The sequence below is a fragment of the Stenotrophomonas sp. 14P6.2.3 genome, assembly GCF_057799055.1.
The window spans coordinates 132179-148022 of record NZ_JBYOLA010000004.1 but is presented as its reverse complement, the minus strand read 5'-3'; the positions used below and the strand labels follow the sequence as shown (position 1 = coordinate 148022).

General features: G+C 61.4%; 13 protein-coding genes. 3 read left to right on the top strand and 10 right to left on the bottom strand.

All coding sequences use genetic code 11. The annotated features are described in order from the left end of the window. Positions 1–64: 64 nt before the first annotated feature. The 10 genes from AC27VL_RS05675 to AC27VL_RS05630 all read right to left on the bottom strand — a co-directional run bounded on the left by AC27VL_RS05675 (position 65) and on the right by AC27VL_RS05630 (position 11730). Positions 65–1291, bottom strand: coding sequence for an O-antigen ligase family protein (locus AC27VL_RS05675; protein ID WP_488765779.1), 1227 nt, complete (start codon positions 1289–1291; stop codon positions 65–67). Beyond that, the gene (locus AC27VL_RS05670; RefSeq protein WP_488765778.1) at positions 1288–2301 is read right to left on the bottom strand and encodes a glycosyltransferase; all 1014 of its coding nucleotides are present in this window, start codon (positions 2299–2301) and stop codon (positions 1288–1290) included. Before AC27VL_RS05670 ends, AC27VL_RS05675 begins: the two co-directional genes overlap by 4 nt. Beyond that, a complete protein-coding gene (locus AC27VL_RS05665) occupies positions 2298–3071 on the bottom strand; it encodes a WecB/TagA/CpsF family glycosyltransferase (RefSeq protein WP_488765777.1) in 774 nt (257 codons plus the stop codon). The genes AC27VL_RS05670 and AC27VL_RS05665 overlap by 4 nt, the downstream gene beginning before the upstream one ends. Before the next feature lie 2 nt (positions 3072–3073). Beyond that, entirely contained in the window at positions 3074–3718 is a 645-nt protein-coding gene (locus AC27VL_RS05660; RefSeq protein WP_488765776.1) for a glycosyltransferase family 32 protein, read from the bottom strand. Further along, positions 3715–4824 carry a polysaccharide pyruvyl transferase family protein gene (locus tag AC27VL_RS05655; RefSeq protein ID WP_488765775.1) on the bottom strand — a complete coding sequence of 370 codons (1110 nt, stop codon included), beginning with the start codon at positions 4822–4824 and terminating at the stop codon, positions 3715–3717. The genes AC27VL_RS05660 and AC27VL_RS05655 overlap by 4 nt, the downstream gene beginning before the upstream one ends. Beyond that, positions 4821–6119 carry a Coenzyme F420 hydrogenase/dehydrogenase, beta subunit C-terminal domain gene (locus AC27VL_RS05650; protein WP_488765774.1) on the bottom strand — a complete coding sequence of 433 codons (1299 nt, stop codon included), beginning with the start codon at positions 6117–6119 and terminating at the stop codon, positions 4821–4823. Before AC27VL_RS05650 ends, AC27VL_RS05655 begins: the two co-directional genes overlap by 4 nt. An 86-nt stretch (positions 6120–6205) precedes the next feature. After that, the gene (locus AC27VL_RS05645; RefSeq protein ID WP_488765773.1) at positions 6206–7486 is read right to left on the bottom strand and encodes an oligosaccharide flippase family protein; all 1281 of its coding nucleotides are present in this window, start codon (positions 7484–7486) and stop codon (positions 6206–6208) included. Positions 7487–7509: 23 nt separating this feature from the next. Continuing rightward, entirely contained in the window at positions 7510–9723 is a 2214-nt protein-coding gene (locus AC27VL_RS05640) for a polysaccharide biosynthesis tyrosine autokinase (RefSeq protein ID WP_488765772.1), read from the bottom strand. A 58-nt stretch (positions 9724–9781) separates the two neighbouring features. Beyond that, complete coding sequence (locus tag AC27VL_RS05635; protein WP_488765771.1) at positions 9782–10216, bottom strand: low molecular weight protein-tyrosine-phosphatase; 435 nt, start codon at positions 10214–10216, stop codon at positions 9782–9784. 152 nt (positions 10217–10368) lie between these two features. Continuing rightward, on the bottom strand, positions 10369–11730 hold the full coding sequence (locus tag AC27VL_RS05630) for an undecaprenyl-phosphate glucose phosphotransferase (protein WP_488765770.1): 1362 nt from the start codon (positions 11728–11730) through the stop codon (positions 10369–10371). A gap of 435 nt (positions 11731–12165) precedes the next feature. Between AC27VL_RS05630 and galE the strand changes: the two genes are divergently transcribed. The 3 genes from galE (at position 12166) to AC27VL_RS05615 (ending at position 15746) form a co-directional block, all read left to right on the top strand. Then, positions 12166–13203 carry a UDP-glucose 4-epimerase GalE gene (gene galE, locus AC27VL_RS05625; RefSeq protein WP_488765828.1) on the top strand — a complete coding sequence of 346 codons (1038 nt, stop codon included), beginning with the start codon at positions 12166–12168 and terminating at the stop codon, positions 13201–13203. A gap of 159 nt (positions 13204–13362) precedes the next feature. After that, a complete protein-coding gene (amaB, locus tag AC27VL_RS05620) occupies positions 13363–14895 on the top strand; it encodes an L-piperidine-6-carboxylate dehydrogenase (protein ID WP_025874884.1) in 1533 nt (510 codons plus the stop codon). Then, a complete protein-coding gene (locus AC27VL_RS05615) occupies positions 14895–15746 on the top strand; it encodes an SDR family NAD(P)-dependent oxidoreductase (protein ID WP_488765769.1) in 852 nt (283 codons plus the stop codon). The genes amaB and AC27VL_RS05615 overlap by 1 nt, the downstream gene beginning before the upstream one ends. Positions 15747–15844: the final 98 nt, after the last annotated feature.

Sequence of the window (15844 nt, the reverse complement as noted above, 5' to 3'; positions counted from 1 at the left end):
AACCGGCGCCGCTCTCCGCGGCTGCAACCAACGCGCCGGCACGCCAATAGGTCCGCAAACAGAATCATCCTGGCCCCCTCTGAAACCTTCGATAGGAATAGGAATACATGAACATCACCAAGAACATGAATGAGGTGATGTTCGACGTCTTCACGAAGTAGGACTCGGTTAGATTCGAGCCGAGATAGAGAACAAAGAAGGAAAGGATGGCAATCTTCTCTCCGCTGACCGGGAACCGGGAAGCGTTCACATAGAGTTTGACGCCAATCACGAAGAAGATGATTGCGCCGATGACTCCGAGATTCAGCAGCAGGTCGACATAGCCATTGTGGGAGTCTTCGGGCACGAAAACGCCGAGCCCGATATTGGAAACATAGGACCTGTAGCTACCCCCATAGAATCCATCCAGTCCAAACCCGAACAGCCAACGCCCCTCTTTGTTGATTCCATCCAAAGCGCCCTGCCAGATTGTTGCACGACCGGTCAAAGGTATCTCCACACCAAGGACCTGGATGTAGTCGTGATTGCTGCCCACTTCACCAAACGAGATCTGGCTGGTTGCAAATCCCAGTAGTATCAGGCCCACAACGGAGGCTAGGACGGGCACCATCGACAGTCGAATGATCTTCCACTGAAACGCAAACGGCACGAATGCAAGCATCAACCCCATTGCCTGAGAAGTCCGTGAGTTCGACAAGAACAGGCTGACAGCACAGAGCACCATCCACGTCATGTCGCGGATCGTCAGTCGGCGCACCTGCATGACAGCTTGCAACCCAATGAAGAACAGCAGGAAATAGATCAGGCGGCCGAATGTATTCTTCTGTGCATAGATGCCATTGAGGGAGTTCTGTCCATCAATGACGTGGAACGCCAGCACGGGAACAATCAGGGCAAGAGCCAGGCATATGGCAAGAATCACCTTCATGGCAACAGTCACCTGTCCGACAAACACTTCGAACGGCATCGCCTTGACCAGGTGATTGGCAACGATGATGACGCCAATGAAGGACGCGTACTTTAGCCAGAAGTCCAGCGACTCCGCATTGAGTGCCAGTCCAAGAATGAGAATGTAGGCAAGAAGGAACAGAAGATACCTGTTGACCGTCAGGATCGTTCCGCGCATGCACGACAGAATGAAGGCGTAGCCATACACAAGAAGCACCGCTACGTGATGAAGCTGCAGACCGCCGATACTTTCCAGCCCCCAGACCATCGGCCCGATCGACAGCGGAATCCACGCGTAGAGAAGCACACGGTCGGATAGTTTTGCCTTGATTACCGTACTCATGCAGACGCCTTCCTACCCCTGAATTCCTGAACCCTGCCACGCACATCGTGGTAGACAAGCGGCAGCACCATCGCCCCACGCTGGACCATCTCCATGTAGAGTCGAGCAACAACTCCGAAGCCCTGCGCTCCCCGGTCCCTAAGCGTGGCTGGCAGTTGCCTATAGAAGCACGTCAATCGTCCGTGGTAGTCGCGGTACGCCGCCCGTCCAACGCTAGCAGCGCGCACTCCATTCGCCCAACGCGGCAGCGTGTAGAAGTAGACCTCCTTGGCAATACAGCGCCCGATCCGATCACCATCGCTGACACCGTGCTGAGCCAGGTGGGACAACGCGACCAAGAGGTCCGAACCTCGACTGAAATTCCCGTGGATGCTTGAGCTCTCTCGCACGCCGTAACAGTAGCGGACATCCGCATCAAGATGGATGCACCGGGAATTAACAATCCAAAGCGGTACTACCGCCAGATCCTCATGAATGACGCCCTCGAGAAACTGCATGCCCTCGGACATGAACAGCTCACGGCTGACGATCTTGTTCCATGCGCTGTGGCCCATCGCGTCGATCTTTTGCACTGAACGCGAAGCAACGCTTTCGGAAGTTCGCGCGGGCTGATAGCGATCCAGCTCGATACCCGTTGCTACGTTCACGCGGCGGAAACCTGTGACGACAAGATCACAGCCCCCCCACCGCAGCTGCTGCAGCAAATGCGCGGGCGTGCAGGGCTCAAAAACATCATCCACATCCACAAACCAGAGGTAGCGGCCGACGGCAGTCGCAGCCCCCAGATTCTTGGCGCGGCCCTGCCCTCCGTTCTCCAAGTGCAGGACACGGATGGATGGGTGCGACGAAGCACTCGTATCCAGCATCTCCGCAGTTCCATCGACGGAGCCGTCATTGACCAGAACCAGTTCCACATCGCCTTCATCCAGCAGGCTCTGCGCCGAGGCCAGGAACGAGGGCAGGAATGCAACCCCGTTATAGACAGGCACCACGATCGAAAGTGTTGTCATGAGCGCCGCTCCTGCCGGGAACGAACGGTCCGCAGGCGGAGCCGGACATCGGCAAGCAGGAAGGGTTGGTACTCGATCAGATAACGTCGCCAGAGCCGACGCGGTTCCCGCAGCAGCCGATACGGCGCGCGCAGATTGAAGCGATTTACCCACTCCGGGTAGTACTTCACGCCCGATGCAAGCGCCTGGTCCAGGTAGCCACCGCAGGTAAAGCCGAGGCCGTTCCAGCCCGAGGCCTTCAGCTCCAGCAGGAACCAATCCTGGTGCGGCGCCCCCATTCCACAGATCACCACGTCGACTTTCTGCTCACGCAATGCCTTGAAGCACTGATGGCGCTGTTCTTCGCTGGCAAAGAAGCCTGAGCGGGAGAACACCACATCAACGCCAAACTCTCTGCGAAACAGCGACGCTGCCGCCGCCGCTACGCCTTCAACCCCACCGACCAGCGCAATACGCAGCGCATTACGCTGGCAGAACGAAAGCACCTGGGGCGCCAGGGAGTTTCCGTCAAACGACTGTCGTACGATCGTCCGGCCCCGCAATCGCGACGCAGTCGCGGCCAGCAGATTGCCATCCGGAAGCAGTACATTGAACTGAGCCAGCATTGCCGGGTAGTCCGCGCAGTCCATCATCAACCGCACCGCGTGTGGATTGGCGAACGTTATCAGCCAGGCCTCGGGCTGGCCGGCGCGGAAATCACGCCAATCCGGCGCTGGGCGGTCCAGCAACCCTGCAAGCTCGCACAGAAGCGTTGTGGCCTTGACTGACATGGTCAGAAACTCAGTTTCTTGAGAGCGCGAGCAAGGAGGCTCTGTCGCCAGGATTTTCCCCAATGGTGGATCGCGTAGGTGTCCTGCGTGATGCTGCTGAACATGAGTTCCTTCACTTGTCGCGACGCGTCATACGGGTTGTAGGGATAGAAGTGCGCTTCGGACAGCACCGCAATGGTGGCCGCATCACCCGCTTTGACGCAGGCCATGGCCACTTCCGGCGCAATCAGATACGGCTTGCGCGATGCGTGGCGTTCGTCGATAAGACGCATGCAGGCATGCGGAAACCAGTGATCGGCAACCGAGCCGATGACACCCGTGGTCGGCCGCGCCGGGGCTTCCATCCCAACAAAGCACTGGTGCCCCAACAGTGGATCGAATGACTTCACCACTTCGATGTCGGCATCCAGGTAGATGCCGCCTTCGTCTGCAATCGCGCGCAGACGGATGTAGTCGGAAAGGAACGCCCAGTGCTTCTTCCGCAGGCAGTCCTGAAGGAACGGTGTATCGAACGTCGTGCTCGCCTCGTCCCAGCGCACGACCCGATAGTCTGGGAGCTTCTCGGCCCAGCTATCGACGCAACGCTGATAGAGCGGCGGCAATGGATTCCCACCAAACCAGCAATAGTGAATGGTCTTGGGGATCATGGCCGAGCCTCCATTGCGAGTGCGCCGGACAGAAAAGCACGTGACTTTGTCCTCAGCTCCTCAATGCATCGATTGACCCGGCCGAAGTCGATCCGCGTACCAGGCAACTGCTGCTGCCCATTCCCCGCCTCGACCAAGCGATCCTCCAGGCCCAGCTGGGTCAGTAGGGATTTGAACCGGGTCAGTCCACGGCCCGCATTGCCGATTGCCACGAACTGCTTCTCGAAGATGATCGAGAAGATCATCCCGTGATAGGAGTCGGTAACCACGAAATCCGCGTCGCGGAAGCGGCGCACCCACTCACCAAGGTTCACGTACCCAGCGAGGTCGTTTTCCGGCTCGGCGATGGTGACCTTCGACAGGTTCCCCACTCGTTCGGCAGCATCGATGATGGCCTTCTTGGCCGGCGAGCGATCCAGCACGTAGGCGTACAAGCCGCCCTCACCATGGCCGGGGGCCAGCGCTGCGATCACTTCCTCGTGGAAGCTGCGATCGACCAGCAGGGTTGGATCAAGCACGTGCACGGCATCAGTGCGATCGAAGCGATCTGCACATAGCAGCTTGCCACTGTCTTCGCGCACCGACACCGCCTGGAAGCCGGCCAGCAGGCGGGTCACATCGTCGACCTTGCCGTCATCGGGCCAACGATCGGTTCCAAACGAAGCTGCGTAGGACACGCGGCGAATCGAGGACCCCTCAAGGAACGAAAGGAAATAGGCGTCGTAGCCGCCGTCATCGATGTAGTCCAGGCGCCAGACCTGATCGCTTCCAACCACGACCGCATCCAGACCAAGCCGATCACACTCCGTACGAAGCTGCACAGGCGAGCGACTGACTCTGGACTGCTCTGGAAGGAACGCCTTCATGAAGGCAGCGTGCCGCCCCAGCTTGAGATGCTGATTGCGATAGTTGGCGATGTTCTGCCCCGGGAGCCGCTTGAGCACCTCGATGACGAGCCGCTTCCAGGCTGCCTTCTGGTGCTCTTTGCGGAGCAGTATCGGCTCCAGACCCAGTGCACGGACGCAGGCATTGAGCGCGGCGACCTGGATGATGCCGCCGTAGTTGGAATGCAGGGGCAGTGTCAGCAGCCCGATTCGTCGAGTCATGGCTTCCTTCCCAAGGGTCGGAGGACGACTGACTGCAACATCGCCCTCAAAGTACGGTAGCTCCTGCGCAGGAGCTGGTGATTCTGGTAGTTGTAGAGCACGTCATAGGGCAACAGGCGCAGGAAGTACCACGCCAATCCACCGCGCTTCTTTGCGTCTCGCAATGCACGATGGGAAGCCTGCGACAGGCGCATGCGGGTGATGTAGAGGCGCTGGCGCATACGGGGCAGCCCAGCATCGCCCGGCTGCACCCGTTTGCGTGGGCGCCAGATCCCGCGTGCGTCCATGTGTGCAAGTCGCACCTGCAGGCCTTCTCCACGATGGCGGAAGGTAGCGGCCTGGGACTGGTGGATCTTCGCGGGATCGATCGCATCCAAAGCGATGTCGCCGCGGTCACGCGCTGCCGCAAGAAGGCCGGCAATCATCGGATGGCGCACTATCACCACATTCGTCCCCAGGCTGTCCTTCACGTATTCGGGCAACCAGGCATCCCCCATTACCACGTCGGCGGTTTCACAGGCAACGTCATCACAGAAGTCGCACGCTAGGGGCTTGAACAGACCTAGCCCCCAATCCGAACCGTACAGGCGGAAGTTCTCCGTGCGCTCGACCCGGCTTGGCGAGCTCACCTGGATGGAATAATCATTGGCCGGCCGCGTCTCATCCTTCACCCGGAAGTCCACGTCCGTGACCTCGCCCGGTGCGATCCCCAACTGCCAGCCGAATGACTCGACGAACCCACGCGACTTCATGTGGCCGCAGAAGATCCCGACGAAGAACTTGATCTTGCCCCGCAGGAGAGGATCCGAATCGGCGACAAGACGCAATGCCTTGATGTGACAGGGAACGCCGGTGATTGCGAAGGTCCGGCCCTGCGCTCCACGTACCTGCTCGAGTACGTCATGGAACCCGGTGGGGTAGTAGAGAGACTTTACCCGCGGCCGCATCTCCTCGATTGAACTGGAGATCACGTACTCGAAGATGCCATCGCCGGGCCCGCGGCCGACATGAATGACCGCATCGACCTCACCGCGCTTCAACAGTTCTTCCAGCACCCAGGACGTCAGGCCACCGGAGCTTCCCGCGGCCCGGTGCGGGCCAACAATGGCGTGCCCTGCATGGAGTGACGAATAGAATCCGGTAGACGGGTGATGTTCGATTCCAGGAATACCAGCGAACAGCGACTGGGCCAGACGCGTCTCGTCCGGACCGTCGCCGAACGGGCAGGATTCTGCCGCAATGTCATCCAGCTTCGGATGTGTGGGCTCCGGCATGCCGATGTCGTTGATGCGCATAGTGGCGCCCGACTTCGCGGACACGCATCCACCACAGCCAACGCAATAGCCCCCGCGGACGACCTTCCCGATAGTTACAGCCTGATTCATGCCTGGGCATCCGTGCGGAAGGAACGATTGGCGGTGAAGAGGTACAGCCCCATCAACAGTGCTTCGGTTGCGATGGCCGCAACGACCGCACCGTTCAGACCGGCCCAGCCAATGAACAGGAAGTTCATGACCAGATTGCACACCGCGACGACGCCCATGATGCGGATCTTCACCCGCATGCGATCACCCGTGCTCAGAATTGCCCCGGCACTGGTCGAAACGAATCGCATGGGGATGCAGGGGGCCAACCAGACCAGCAACCAAGCCGCTTGCACATAGGCCTGCCCGAACAGCAACGGAACCAGGAACTGCGCGAGCATCGCCGTGCAGGCTGCGGCCGCCAGACCCAGCAACAGCATGTATCTGTTGCCCGTGTGATAGGCGCTGCGGAACGCGACTGGATCCTGATAGGCCCAGCGATGAAACCGTGGCATCAGCAACTTCTGGTAGAGGGTGGTAGGTAGCAGATACAGCGCCGCCAGCAGCGTCACCGCCACCCCAAACGTACCGGTTGCTTCCGCCCCCATATAATGACTGATGAAGATGACGCTGCTCTGGAAGTAGACCAGGAAGAACAGGTTGCCGAGACCAAATGCCCACGTCTCCCTGGCGACAGACAGAACGCCCGGGCGGACATTGTTGGACATGACCTCGGACTTCTGGTGCCCGACCACGTCCATCCGCCCCCTCGCCAACGCCAGCATGCTGGGAATGCTGGCAAGCACGAGAGCCCCTCCCACGAACGCATAGAGCCAAGCGACAGTCACCGCGTCGGAAGCTGCGGTCGCCATCAGCACACCCACTACGACAAGAAAGCGCACTACCTGTGGCAGGGTCTGCCAGATCATCAGTGGCAATGGCTTCTCTTCCAGCAGGAAACGTGTCGTCACCACCTCGATGCTGGCAACGGACAGCAGGTTGGTGGACAGGATCAACAGACACCACGCAACGGGATTTTCCGTGCCCAAGCCCAACAGCGCCCAAGCCGCCACGCCAAACATGGTCAACACGGTGCTGAGCAGGCAGAACACGAAGGTGGGCCGGATCCAGCGCATCGCACGCCAGCCTTCCCGCCCGAAAACCTTCAGCCAGAATGCCTGCAAGCCAAAGGCCGTCAGCGGCGAGACGATATTGATCGTCGTGAAGGCTGCCATGAAGATCCCGTACTCACGCGGCCCCAGCACACGTGCAGCGAGCATCTGCGTAAGGAACGCGAGGCCGGCCCCTGCAAGGGTGAAGAGGCTGATGACTGATGCATGCTTCATGGAACGATTCATGGCGCCAACCCGCTTCCCTGGCCTCAGGACGCTGTCGACTTGTACTCGTAGTACCCGTAACTGTAATAGCCCGTAGCGCGACGCTGCACCGCGTTGAAGATCGCCCCTTTGATGCGCACGTTGTTCTGCTCGAACCGGCGCTTGGCCAGCGCCAGCTCCTTCGCCTGGTTAAGGCCGAAACGCGCCACCATCAGACAGGTACCGGCGTGATGGGCAATGATCGCTGCATCGGTAACAGCGAGGATCGGAGGCGTATCAACGATGACCAGATCGTACTGCGGCGCCAACTCTTCCAGCAGCGCTGTGAAGTTGGCATGCATCAACAGTTCCGACGGGTTCGGCGGAACGTCTCCGCGCGCGATGAAGCTCAAGTTGTCCAGGCCCGGCAGGCTTCGCACCACCTGGGAACGTTCGGCCTTGCCAACAAGAAGATCCGACAGCCCCGGCGTCTGCGCTGCACCCAGCGCCTTGTGCAGGGTGCCCTTGCGCATGTCGGCGTCGATGATCAGCACGCGCTGACCGGCCTGCGCGATCACCGCAGCGAGGTTCGAGGACACGAAAGTCTTGCCTGCATTCGGGCTCGCGCCGGAAATCAGCACGATATTGTTCTTGGCTTCCAGACGCGCGAAGTGCAGGCTTGTACGCAGGCTGCGCACCGCCTCAATGGCCAGATCGGCCGGATCTTTCACCGCCAGAAGATGCAACTTGCCATCGGCGCGGAACTTGCCACGCACCGAGTCCGTCTGCTGCTGCGCACTCACCGGAATCGATGCGTACACCGGCAGGCCAAGCTCTTCGATCTGCGATGGATCCTCCACGCCGCGGTTGAGCATCTGCTTCAGCAACACCAGCGCCACCGAAAGGAACGCGCCCAAGACTGTACCGATCAGAACGACCACCGCCTTGCGCGGCTTGACCGGTGTGGTGGCATCAACCTCGGCGGCATCGACGATGCGAACATTGCCAACGGTGCCAGCACGGGCCACATCCAACTGCTGGGCCTGGTTCAGCATGCCGGTATACATTTCGTTGCTGACCTGTAGGTCACGGGTCAGACGCAGCAGTTCCTGCTGTGCTTCCGGCAGCTGCCTAACCTGGCCCTGGAAATTGCTCTTGCGGCCCTCCAGCTCACCGATCTGGCGCATCAGCGCTTGGTAGGCCGGGTGGTCGCGAGTGAACTTCCGGTCCATCTCCGCCTGCTGCAAGCGCAGCTGCTGGATGCTGGTTTCCACCGCTACTTCCTGATCCAGCAGGCCCTTGGTCTGCAGGGTCAGATCCACCGAGTTGGCACGCGTCTGATAGGCACTCAGCGCCTTCTGCGCCGCGTCCACCTGGTTGCGGATATTTGGCAACTGCTCTTTGACAAAGGTCAGCTGCGCGGACGCTTCGGCCGAATTCCGCTCGACGTTCTGCCGGACGTAAGCCTGGGCCACCTGCTGCAAGAAGTTCTGCGCGAGGATCGGGTCGGCGCTTTCATAGACCAGCGTGAGGATTCCGGAGTCCTTGCCGGACTCGCTCACCGCAATATCCTTCTGCAGATCATTGATCACCGTCAGATGGCGCTGGCGCGCAACTTCGAAACGCATGCCGGGATGCGCACGCATTTCGGCAACCTGAGCGGTCACACCCCTTCCGCTTGCAACCTTGCCAACCTGGCCCTCCAACAAAAGGTTGTCGTCCTCGTCAAACAATTCATAGCTGCTGTTCTCGCCGACGACCAAGGTCATCGGTCGCGCCAGCAGCGTGCGCGGCACGTCCAGCTGGAAGATGTCCAGCTTCTCGCCGCCCCAGCCGAAACGACTCATGCCAAAACGTATGTCAGCCAACGCGTCCGGATCGGCGCGCTCCGCCTTGCGGGCGAAATATCCCCCTAGAACCGGAAAGCGGTTCGGCTCGATGGCGATATCCAGCTTCAGCGCGTCGACCGCGCTCCCCACCACCGCGCGCGAGGTGATCAGCGCGATTTCGGTAGTCGCCTCCGCGGACCCGGCCCCTATGCCCAGCGACTGGCTGATATCAGACAGGCCCGGCAACGAAGGCACCTTCGATTCAACCTGGACGATCGCATCCGCACGATAGATCGGCGTGGCCAGCAGTGCATAAGCCACTGCAACCACGAAGAACAGCCCAGTAATGCCGACAATCCACCACTTGTAGTCGATCAGGGTTCCAAGCAGCTGGCGCAGGTCGATCTCGTCGCTGTCTTCCGGTGCGGAGGTACGGGCTTCAGTGGTCATGAATTGGGGATCTTCAATGCGGAAAAAGTGTTGCAGGACTGGATCGCGCAGCGGGACTTCAGAGGTGCCGCGCCCAGCTCTCCACACCCTCGGCCATCAACTTGTAAACATGCTCGAAGGCCGGGCGCTGCTGTCGGTACGGATCGGGAATCTCCCGATCCTGCTGCCACTTGCCAAGCAAGAAGGTCTTTCCAGAGGCCTGCGGGGCGATCTCGGCGATGCGGCGCACGTGCTTGCGCTCCATGGTCAACACCAGATCAGCGGCACCCAGAATCGCGTCATCGATCTGGCGGGCGCGATGGGCCAGACCATCCATGCCCTGCTCCACCAGCAACTCCTGTGCAGTGATATCAATGCCGTGCCCAACCAGCGCACCAAGGCCGGCCGAAGACACTTTGATGCCTTTGCCCGCGACAGCCTCTCTCAGCATGACCTCCGCTGAAGGGCTACGGCAGATGTTGCCCACACATACAAAAAGAACGTTTTTGAACACTGACTTGGATCCTGTGGCATTCCTTGCGTCGTACGCGACCAGACCATCCCGGGCCGGCGGCAGCCGCACAGCATACCTTACAACCGCATTACAGGCGATGAAATCGCCAGCGGATTCATGGAATTACATCGCAGTTCCGGAAATCGGCCAACTTAGTACGCCGACTTCTGACCGAGCACTTTCAACGCGGTAAGCACGATGATCCGCACGTCCAACGTCGGACTCCAGCGGCGGATGTAGTCGATGTCGTACTGGACGCGCTTCTTCATCGAGCGCAGCTCCGGGGTCTCACCCCGCAATCCGTGCACCTGCGCCCAGCCGGTGATACCCGGCTTGACGTAGTGACGATGCATGTAGCGCTCGATCACCCGCTCGTAGTGATCGTTATGCTGGATCGCGTGGGGCCGCGGCCCCACCACCGACATGTTTCCGCCCAGCACATTGAAGAACTGCGGCAGCTCATCCAGGCTACTGCGGCGCAGGAACGCGCCAAACCGGGTCACTCGCGGATCACCGCGCGTCGCCTGGTCAATCTGGCCAGCACGCTCCGCATGCACATGCATGGAGCGGAACTTGAGCATCCAGAATTCCTTGCCGCCCAGCCCATGACGCTTCTGGCGGAACAGTACTGGCCCCGGCGAACTCAGTTTCACGCCGATGGCAAGGACGACAAACAGCGGTACCAGCAGAATCACCGCAATGCCAGCCACAATGATGTCCTCGACCCGCTTGAAGAGGCGGAACCGATGATCCACCAAACCCTGGCGCACACCGATCATCGGCACGTCGCCCACCTGGTGCAGGCCAGGGTTCAACGCTCCCAACCCCGTGGTGTCCGGGATCAGGCGTACCGGCACCGGGAATCGCTCGATCTGCTTGAGCATGTCCTTGACCGCAGCCGCATGCCCCATTGGCATCGACACCCAGACTTGGTCGAACTCACCCCGATGCTGATCCATGTACTTCGGGACATCTTCCAGGATGCCCAGCCGCCGCGGCGAATCTCCACCGCGACGGGTGGCGATATCGCCGACACTGGCGAAATAGCCGATGACATCCTTGCCCAGTTCCGGCTTTCCGCGAAGCAGGCGATGCAGCCTCAAAGCAGGCGCCCGCAGCCCGACCAGCAGGATCCGCTCATGATCCATTCCCCGGGCGCGCAAGCGATGCAACTGCACTCTCAACAGCACACGCAGGGCCGCCATGGCAACCAATCCGAAGGCATACCAACCGACAAGCCACGCGGAGGGCACCGAATCGGCAAGTCCGACCAAGACGACATAAAGAGAGAACAGCGCAAACGTGCCAGACCATGCCAGCAGCAGCAGCCAGAGATCAGCCAGAAGGCCACGGATCCGCCAGTTGCGATACACCGGCGCGATGGAGAAGCAGACGATGGCACTGAGAATCACTGCACCGAAGACGATTCGCTGGGACGAATCCGGTGCGCCTGCGCCATACAGCAGGATGTGGGAGAGGACCGCCATGGCCGGCAACAGCAGCAAGTCGCCCAAGCGCAGCCCTAGTTCAAGGGCGGCCCGGGCTTCAACGCGGCGGCGGCCCGCCCGGGCCCGCTCTGCGGGAAGGTCTTGTACTGATCCATGTAGCAAAGCACTTCTCCATTCACGACTCGACTGAATGCCGAATTGTTCGTCTTCACGCGCATGGACTCCCCAGCCAGCACGTGATTGTCAAGGTTTTGTCAATCAGGCGTGACTGAATTGTGAATGATGTCCGCGGCAAAAGATAGGAACCTAAAGCCAGGGGAATCCGCATCCCAGACCAAAGCTCCAGCCCAACTAACTGAAAATATTAAGAATTTTAAATGTAACGAATTGTTTCAAACTGCGTCATTTCGCGTCGCGATCCGCACTTATTGCCGTGCCAGATCCGCCTTGGATTCGACGCCACTGATAGACTCGCGCCCAGTTCTGCAACAAGGAAGATGCGTGTCGGACATCCTCATCTGCGGCGGCGCCGGCTACATCGGCAGCCACATGGCCCAGTACCTCGCCGAAACCGGCCACACCGTAACCGTGCTCGACAACTTCTCCACCGGCCACCGTGGTGCCGTCCGCTGGGGTGAACTGCTTGAGGCAGACCTGTTGGATGCCGAAGCACTGAAGCGCGCGTTTCAGGGTCGCCACTTCGACGCTGTGATGCACTTCGCCGCGCGCTCGCTGGTGGGCGAATCCGTTACCGATCCTTACGCGTACTACGCCAACAACGTCACCGGCACCCTGAACCTGCTGGAGGCCATGCGCCGCCATGGCGTCGACCGGATCGTGTTCTCGTCCACGGCCGCCGTCTTCGGCAATCCGCAGGCCGATGTGATCGATGAGGACCATCCCAAGGCGCCCATCAACCCCTACGGCGCCAGCAAACTGATGGCAGAGCGGATCCTCGCGGATGCAGCGACGGCCTACGGCCTCCGCTCGACCTGCCTGCGCTACTTCAATGCTGCTGGCGCTCTGCCCGACCACGGCATCGGCGAGGCGCATGCCTGCGAAACCCACCTGATTCCCAATGTCCTGCGTGCCGCGCTGGGCATTGGCGCAGCCATGAAAGTGTTCGGTGAAGACTATGCAACGCCCGATGGAACCTGCGTGCGCGACTACGTGCATGTGCAGGACCTGGCCCAGGCCCATGCGCTTGCCCTTGAGTACATGGAACACACCCGCGGCGCGCACGCCTTCAATCTCGGCAACGGTCACGGATTCTCGGTCCGCGAGGTGATCACCGCTGCCGCAGCGGTGACCGGGCGCGAGATTCCATTTGAAATGGCCGAGCGCCGTCCGGGCGATCCAGCCAGTCTGGTTGCCTCTTCCACCCGCGCCCGCGAGATCCTGGGCTGGCAACCCAAGTGGACCGAACTGGCGCCCATCATCGAAAGCGCCTGGCAGTGGCATCGCAGCCCGCCCCCATGGTCGCCGCAACCGGTCGCCCGCAAAGCTGCCCGCGCGATGGACGAAGCCCTGCCAGCCTGAACAGGCGCTTGGCGCCTGACCCACTGCACGGCGACAGTCAACCCCGCAGCGCATCAAAGCCCGTCCTTGCCCCTCTGCTACCATCGTCGGCTCAGTTCGTCGCGCCCCCACCTGCCCGCGACGGCACCAAACACAACGTAACGAAACACAGGAGTCTGCATGTCTTCCGAGCTGCTCAAGTCCCTTGGTCTGGACGCGATCAACGCTGGCACCTACCTGGGCAACGGGGAGTGGTCGAGCGCTACCGGCGGTGAGCTGATCACCCCGATCAACCCGACCACCGGCGAGCCGATCGCGCAGGTCCGCGCCACCACCGAAGCCGAGTACGAAACCGTCATCGCGCGTGCGCAGGAAGCCTTCAAGGTCTGGCGCACCACCCCGGCCCCGCGTCGCGGTGAAGCCGTGCGCCTGTGCGGCGAAGCGCTGCGCAAGCACAAGGATGCCCTCGGTTCGCTGGTCGCGCTGGAAATGGGCAAGAGCAAGCCCGAAGGCGATGGTGAAGTGCAGGAGATGATCGACATCGCCGACTTCGCCGTGGGTCAGAGCCGCATGCTGTACGGCTACACCATGCATTCCGAGCGCCCCGGCCACCGCATGTACGAGCAGTACCAGCCGCTCGGCCTGGTCGGCATCATCAGCGCGTTCAACTTCCCGGTCGCGGTGTGGGCATGGAACTCGTTCCTGGCCACCATCTGCGGCGATATCTGCCTGTGGAAGCCGTCCAACAAGACCCCGCTGACCGCCATCGCCTCGATGCGCATCTGCAATGAAGCGCTGCGCGATGCCGGTTTCCCGGACCTGTTCTTCCTGATCAATGACGCCGGCACCGCGCTGTCGGAAAAGATGGTGGCCGACAAGCGCGTGCCGCTGATCAGCTTCACCGGTTCGACCCAGGTTGGCCGCACCGTTGCCGAGAAGGTCGCGCACCGCCTCGGCCGTTGCCTCCTGGAACTGGGCGGCAACAACGCGATCATCCTCGACGAAACCGCCGACCTGAAGCTGGCGATCCCCGGCATTGTGTTCGGCGCGGTCGGCACTGCTGGCCAGCGCTGCACCACCACCCGCCGCCTGATCGTGCACGAATCCATCCATGACGACGTGCTGGCCACGCTGGTCAAGGCGTACAAGCAGGTGGAAGGCAAGATCGGCGATCCGACCGACCCGGCCAACCTGATGGGCCCGCTGAACAGCGACGGTGCCGTGCAGCAGTTCCTGGCCTCGATCGAAAAGGCCAAGGCCAGCGGCGGAACCATCGAAACCGGCGGCACGCGCATCGACCGCGCCGGCAACTTCGTGCTGCCAGCCATCGTAACCGGCCTGAAGAACAGCGATGAAGTGGTGCAGCACGAGACCTTCGCGCCGATCCTGTACGTGATGAAGTACAGCACGCTGGACGAAGCCATTGACATGCAGAACGGCGTGCCGCAGGGCCTGTCGTCCTCGATCTTCACCACCAACCTGAAGACCGCCGAGCGCTTCCTGTCGGCGGCCGGTTCGGACTGCGGCATCGCCAACGTCAACATCGGTACCTCGGGCGCGGAAATCGGTGGCGCCTTCGGTGGCGAGAAGGACACCGGCGGTGGTCGCGAATCCGGTTCGGATGCATGGAAGGTCTACATGCGCCGCCAGACCAACACCATCAACTATTCGGATTCGCTGCCGCTGGCCCAGGGCATCAAGTTCGACCTGTGATGGCAAACGGTCCGGCCATGCACATGGGTCAGAGCCCCTCCGGGGATCCGACCCACGCCGTGCCGACCACTCAGGGTCGGATCCCCACAGGGGCTCCGACCCTCGATTTCACCGGCCGCCGGGTATTGATTGCCGGTGGCAGCAAGGGCATTGGCCGCGAACTGGGGCTGGCGTTTGCCGGCGCCGGTGCGCAGGTTTCGGCCTGTGCACGCGGCCAGACCGGGCTTGACGCCCTGCAGGCCGATGCACGGGCACAGGGCACCGAGCTGCACACCTACGCCGCCGATCTGGGCGATCCTGCCCGGATCAGCGCCTGGCTGCAGGCCGCTGCCGACACGCTCGGCGGCATCGATGTGCTGGTCAACAACGCCACCGGCTACGGCATGGCCGATGACGAAGACGGCTGGGCCGCCAGCCTGCAGATCGACCTGATGGCCGCTGTCCGCGCATCGCGCCTTGCGTTGCCGTGGCTGCGCGCCTCGTCCGATGCCTGCATCCTCAATCTTTCTTCGATCGCCGCGCAGCAGCCGCGTCCCGGCGGCGCACCGTATGCGGCGGCCAAGGCCGCGCTCTCGCACTACACCACCTCGCAGGCGCTGGCTCTGGCCCCGGACCGGATCCGGGTCAATGCCATTGCCCCGGGTTCGATCGAATTTGCCGATGGTCTCTGGGATCGACGTCGCGTCGAAGATCCCGCCCTGTACCACGGCACCCTGGCGAAGATTCCGTTCGGCCGCTTCGGGCAGCCGCGCGAGATCGCCGATGCCGCGCTGTTCCTGTGCTCGCCGCTGGCGCGCTGGATCACCGGCCACGTGCTCAACGTCGATGGCGGCCAGGTGTTGATGGGCTGAATCTGTAGAGCCGAGCCCACGCTCGGCTTGCGCGCGCAGCGCGGGCGATGCCGTACCAGCCGAAGCGTCAGCCGAGCACGGGCTCGGCTCTACAGGGC

Bases quoted from the DNA above. Each gene is read 5' to 3' on its own strand.
- AC27VL_RS05660 (WP_488765776.1), bottom strand. From the start codon at position 3,718: ATGATCCCCAAGACCATTCACTATTGCTGGTTTGGTGGGAATCCATTG.
- AC27VL_RS05615 (WP_488765769.1), top strand. From the start codon at position 14,895: ATGGCAAACGGTCCGGCCATGCACATGGGTCAGAGCCCCTCCGGGGAT.
- AC27VL_RS05640 (WP_488765772.1), bottom strand. From the start codon at position 9,723: ATGACCACTGAAGCCCGTACCTCCGCACCGGAAGACAGCGACGAGATC.
- AC27VL_RS05650 (WP_488765774.1), bottom strand. From the start codon at position 6,119: ATGCGCATCAACGACATCGGCATGCCGGAGCCCACACATCCGAAGCTG.
- AC27VL_RS05665 (WP_488765777.1), bottom strand. From the start codon at position 3,071: ATGTCAGTCAAGGCCACAACGCTTCTGTGCGAGCTTGCAGGGTTGCTG.
- AC27VL_RS05655 (WP_488765775.1), bottom strand. From the start codon at position 4,824: ATGACTCGACGAATCGGGCTGCTGACACTGCCCCTGCATTCCAACTAC.
- AC27VL_RS05670 (WP_488765778.1), bottom strand. From the start codon at position 2,301: ATGACAACACTTTCGATCGTGGTGCCTGTCTATAACGGGGTTGCATTC.
- amaB (WP_025874884.1), top strand. From the start codon at position 13,363: ATGTCTTCCGAGCTGCTCAAGTCCCTTGGTCTGGACGCGATCAACGCT.
- AC27VL_RS05645 (WP_488765773.1), bottom strand. From the start codon at position 7,486: ATGAATCGTTCCATGAAGCATGCATCAGTCATCAGCCTCTTCACCCTT.
- AC27VL_RS05675 (WP_488765779.1), bottom strand. From the start codon at position 1,291: ATGAGTACGGTAATCAAGGCAAAACTATCCGACCGTGTGCTTCTCTAC.